The organism is Chamaesiphon sp. VAR_69_metabat_338, assembly GCF_031423935.1.
Lineage (GTDB): Bacteria > Cyanobacteriota > Cyanobacteriia > Cyanobacteriales > Chamaesiphonaceae > Chamaesiphon.
Window position 1 is genome coordinate 1 of the sequence record NZ_JANPGM010000186.1, and the last position, 4,855, is coordinate 4,855.

General features: G+C 48.3%; 5 protein-coding genes. 2 read left to right on the forward strand and 3 right to left on the reverse strand.

Annotated features, from left to right (window positions below):
• Positions 1-3 precede the first annotated feature (3 nt).
• A complete protein-coding gene (locus RMO84_RS05520) occupies positions 4-2,214 on the forward strand; it encodes a nitrate reductase (protein WP_310487479.1) in 2,211 nt (736 codons plus the stop codon).
• Positions 2,215-2,318: 104 nt separating this feature from the next.
• On the opposite strand, the gene RMO84_RS05525 is transcribed toward RMO84_RS05520, so the two are convergent.
• Together RMO84_RS05525 and RMO84_RS05530 are read right to left on the reverse strand one after the other, a co-directional pair.
• Complete coding sequence (locus tag RMO84_RS05525) at positions 2,319-2,966, reverse strand: response regulator transcription factor (protein ID WP_310487475.1); 648 nt, start codon at positions 2,964-2,966, stop codon at positions 2,319-2,321.
• The gene (locus tag RMO84_RS05530; protein WP_310487476.1) at positions 2,963-4,099 is read right to left on the reverse strand and encodes a HAMP domain-containing sensor histidine kinase; all 1,137 of its coding nucleotides are present in this window, start codon (positions 4,097-4,099) and stop codon (positions 2,963-2,965) included. Before RMO84_RS05530 ends, RMO84_RS05525 begins: the two co-directional genes overlap by 4 nt.
• Positions 4,100-4,403: 304 nt before the next feature.
• Here RMO84_RS05530 and RMO84_RS05535 point away from each other — a divergent pair, with 304 nt between their 5' ends.
• Complete coding sequence (locus tag RMO84_RS05535; RefSeq protein WP_310487477.1) at positions 4,404-4,610, forward strand: hypothetical protein; 207 nt, start codon at positions 4,404-4,406, stop codon at positions 4,608-4,610.
• Here the strand turns inward: RMO84_RS05535 and RMO84_RS05540 are convergent.
• The coding region (locus RMO84_RS05540; RefSeq protein WP_310487478.1) for a DUF2288 domain-containing protein at positions 4,607-4,855 on the reverse strand (249 nt) is incomplete at its 5' end. The genes RMO84_RS05535 and RMO84_RS05540 overlap by 4 nt on opposite strands.

Sequence of the window (4,855 nt, forward strand, 5' to 3'; positions counted from 1 at the left end):
ACCATGACTGACACAACCAAAACACTTTGCCCCTACTGTGGTGTCGGCTGTGGGTTGGAAGCATCACCCCCCGCTGTGCCAGGGAAATCAGTGCATCGGGATAGTAGTGGCGTACCGATTTGGAAAGTGATGGGCGACAGGTCGCACCCATCCAGTCAGGGGATGGTTTGCGTCAAAGGGGCGACGATTAGCGAGTCGTTGTATAAGGATCGGTTGATGTATCCGATGGTGCGGGATAGTTTAGACCAACCATTTCAACGAGCGACTTGGGAAGAAGCCTATAGTCGAATTGTCAGTCGGATGGAAACGGTGCTCGATACTCAAGGTGCCGATGCCATCTGTATGTATGGTTCGGGACAAATGCAAACCGAAGATTACTATATCGCCCAAAAACTGCTCAAGGGTTGCCTAGGGACAAATAATTTTGATGCCAACTCTAGACTGTGCATGTCTTCGGCGGTATCGGGTTATATCCAGAGCTTTGGTGCTGATGGCCCGCCATGTTGTTATGATGACATCGAAAAAACTGATTTTGCGTTCTTAATTGGGACTAATACCGCCGAGTGTCACCCAATTATTTTCAATCGCTTGCGGAAATATCACAAACAACACGATCGCGTCAAAATGGTCGTAGTCGATCCGCGTCGCACGGCTACGGCTGAAGCTGCGGATATTCATCTGGCAATTACCCCAGGTACAGATATCGATTTATTAAACGGGATTGCTTACTTACTCCTGCGCGCGGGGAAAGTAGACCAACAATTCATCGAATCTTGTACGAGTAATTTCGCGGCCTTTGCCGATATCCTCCAACATTATCCACCCCATATCGTCGCGGCTAAATGTGGTATCTCCCAAGCAGATCTCGAACAAACGGCTAAATGGTGGGGTGCGTCCAAAAATGTCCTCTCCTTTTGGTCGATGGGGGTCAACCAATCTAGCGAAGGTACCGCCAAAGTCCGGCACATTATCAACCTGCATCTAATGACTGGGCAGATCGGCAGACCGGGCGCGGGGCCATTTTCCCTCACCGGACAACCCAATGCGATGGGCGGACGGGAAGCTGGCGGACTCGCGCACATTCTCCCTGGCTATCGGCTGGTCAAAAATCCCGCCCAACGCGCCGAAATCGAAAAATTATGGGATTTGCCAGAGGGGAGAATCTCTCCAAATACGGGGAAAACTGCCTGGGAGATGATAACGGGACTCGAAACCGGAGCGGTTGGCTTGCTGTGGGTCGTAGCAACCAATCCGGCGGTCAGTATGCCAGATATCAATCGGACAAAAGCCGCATTACGGCGATCGGCATTTACGATCCATCAGGATGCCTACTACCCGACCGAAACTGCTAAATACGCCCACGTCCTCCTCCCCGCCGCCCAGTGGAGCGAAAAGACGGGAGTAATGACCAATTCCGAGCGGACAGTCACCCTCTGTCCTGCCTTTAGAACGCCACCAGGCGAGGCCAAAGCCGACTGGGAAATCTTTGCCGAAGTCGGGCGGCGACTGGGCTTTACAGACGCATTTTGGTTCAAAAATAGTGCCGACGTCTATGCCGAATTTGCCCGACTCAGTGCGGGTCGTCCCTGTGATGTGACCGGATTGAGCCATCAATACCTCAAAGATAATGGCCCCACCCAGTGGCCGCACCCCACGGGCTGCAAAACCCAGTACGGCAAACGACTATATACCGATCTCGCCTTCCATCACCCCGACAAGCGCGCCAAATTTGCCGCCTGCCACTCCAAAGGACTCGCCGAACCACCCAGCCCAGATTATCCATTTGTGTTGACGACAGGGCGTTTATACGGTCACTGGCACACGATGACACGCACCGGACGCATCCCCAAAATTCAACAGATGCACCCCGAGCCGTTTGTCGAAATACATCCTAAGGATGCTGCCAGATTGCAGATCGAAAATGGCGAGATCGTTGAAATTCGATCGCGTCGCGGGACGGGTAGATTTCCGGCACTAGTGACAGCAGCGATCGATCGGGGGACGGTATTCGTACCGATGCACTGGGGCGAACTGTGGGCAAAAGATGCCGAAGCCAATCTGTTTACGCACGATGCGGCTTGTCCCGATTCCTTGCAACCAGAACTCAAGGCGTGTGCGGTGCAATTGGTACCCGTCAAATCGATCGTGCCTGCTTCATCCATTCCATTCGGCGTACCGAGTAAGGTATCGAGCAAATTGCAGGTTTACGGCTAATCGTCCCAGTCGTGTGTTGCTATCTGGCACCAGTTTGAACACACTAGCCAACGGCGTAGATCTAGGGTACCCTCCGCTCCCAACTCCCAACTCCCCGCTCCCAACTAACCAATCAACTTCCGTTGCAGTGCCAAAACCGCCGCTTGAGTGCGATCGCTAACATTTAACTTGTGTAAGATCGCATGAACGTGGACTCTTACCGTACCCGCAGTAATAAACAGCACCTCGGCAATCTGTTGATTGGTTCTGCCTTCGGCAATCAGTGCCAATACTTCCAATTCGCGCTTGGTTAACTGAAATTCCTCTACTAATAGCGCAGATCGATCGAATCGATCGAGTTGACTGAGTGCTGTCGAGATCCGCTGGCTGGCATTTGGATCCCACCAGGTGGCACCACTGGAGAGCGATCGAATTGCCAAAATTAATTTTTCGGCATCGATCCCTTTGCAACAATAACCTTTGGCACCAGCTTCAATCAGCTTGAAGATAATATCTTTATCTGGATGGGAAGTTAATACCAGAATGGGCAAATTGGGATGAAATTTTTGCAGTTGCTGACATGTTTCTAGTCCATTCAAACCAGGTAACAGTAGATCGAGGATCGCTACGTCAAAAGCTTGTTGCTTGACTAAATCGATCGCACTTTCGCCATCTGCGGCTTCGAGCACCAGCTCGATCTTTGGCTCTTGGCGCAGGCAGGTTGCCAATCCCAACCGGAATAATTCATCATCCTCAACTAATAGTAGTTTCAAGAAATCGGGTGTCCTTTACTTGCGATAGGTAAACTAAAACAAAACTTGGCTCCTTGGAATGAGACGGACTCTGCCCAAATTTTGCCACCATGTGCTTCAACGATCTGGCGAGATAAATACAAGCCCAATCCCGAGCCTTGTAATTGCTGGTGTGATGTATAAAACCTGTCGAATAAATATGGTAAATCGGCTGGACTGATACCGCGACCCCGATCGAGTACTTGGACGATATATTGCCGATCGCGAACTTGGATCGTTATATCTATCTGTCGATTGCGGGGGGAATGATAGATCGCATTACTGAGTAAATTACTAAATACTCGGCTTAATTGCAGTCGATCGCCAATTAATTGGGGTGGTTGAGTTGCGGGAATATCACAGTGGAGATTGAGGACGATTTGACGTTCCAATCCTAAAATTACCATAGAATCAATCGTTTCTTGCGCGAGCTTACACAAATCGATCGGTTGGCAGTGTAATCCCAATCCTTGCGTATCATTCCGATAGACATCTAGTAATGTTTCTACTAGTTGTAACGATCTCGATTGAGAGCGAGACATCGTATCTAATACTTGCAATTGCTCGGCAGTAACCGTTCCGAATTTATCTTTTTGAAAGTATTTTATTGTCTGAATCGCTCCGAGTAATGGGGTTTTGAGATCGTGGGTGAGGGTATAGACAAAATCCTGATGGAGCCTGTCGATCTGCATCTGTGCGGATATTTCTACTTTGTACCGATCGATCTCCTCTTTTTGGCGATAGGTTTTTTCCAAATGTTTGAGGCTACTTTTAATCAACCAGTCCGCCATAACCAATATAATTACGATACTCGATCTATTGACAACGACCGCGATGGGTAATTCATAAATATTCGAGACACCGTGTTGCATTAATACGGAAATTATCAAGCCTAGCAAAGTTAGAAACATCCCGATTCTGGCGACAATTGATGTCTCAGCGATAATTCTTGCTGTAGATGCATTACAGCTAGTAAGATCGCAGGCAGTCAATAACATTGGGATGAAATATAGATATCCAAAGATATATTCGATCGGTGCCATGACTTCCATCAAGAAAATCAGTCCGCAAAATATTCCGACCCACAGCCTCGTATAAAAAAAGGAGATTGCCACGATAGTATCCGACTAAAGATTTTGGCTGATGAGAAATTGGGGAAACACTCTAAACGTTAGGCGGATGTCAAATGAAATAAATGTCTTGTAAACACCATTCTATATTTATTCAGCGATCCGGACATCACTAGCGGGATTAGTACTGACTATCGATCTGAGCGATGGCATGACGATCGATAAATCGAGCGTCATGCCACAGGTATATTTGCTGACAAGGCCATCGTCTATCCGATCGATCGAGTTATTATCAGCGTAATTTCCCGATCTTGACTGGTGGGATTGGCTCGATCGTCATCTATTAAAAATGTGCGGCTTAGGAGATCGAGAAGTGAGGCTCGCGGCGATCGCTAGTTCGCACATTTACAGCGATTTAACCGACGACATGAAGATTGGTGGGGCGACAGTATTATCGATCGACACGTTGCCCAGTCATGGGATCGTAGATATCATCGATCGAGTATGGGTGCCAGGGGCGATCGATCTAGCCAGATCGATCGCCATCGGGTTCTAGGTGAATATTTCCTTAACTAATACATAGGGTTGCACGATCGTAGCTTGAAATTTTCGATCGGGATTACTGTTCCATCTGCTCAAAATTGCTGGAGATGGCTTGACCAAAAGTTGCTCGCCGATCCAATGTTGTACAGATTGAGTATTGTCACTAGCGATCGCTACAGCCACATCTAAAAGATCGAGATCTGGAGTTACTAAGATGACGGCATCTTTTTGGATATGTGGCTTCAGCCACTCTAGTTC

What these genes read in the sequence shown, in the direction of transcription:
- RMO84_RS05520 (WP_310487479.1), top strand. Translation starts at nt 4, where the DNA reads ATGACTGACACAACCAAAACACTTTGCCCCTACTGTGGTGTCGGCTGT.
- RMO84_RS05535 (WP_310487477.1), top strand. Translation starts at nt 4,404, where the DNA reads ATGTGCGGCTTAGGAGATCGAGAAGTGAGGCTCGCGGCGATCGCTAGT.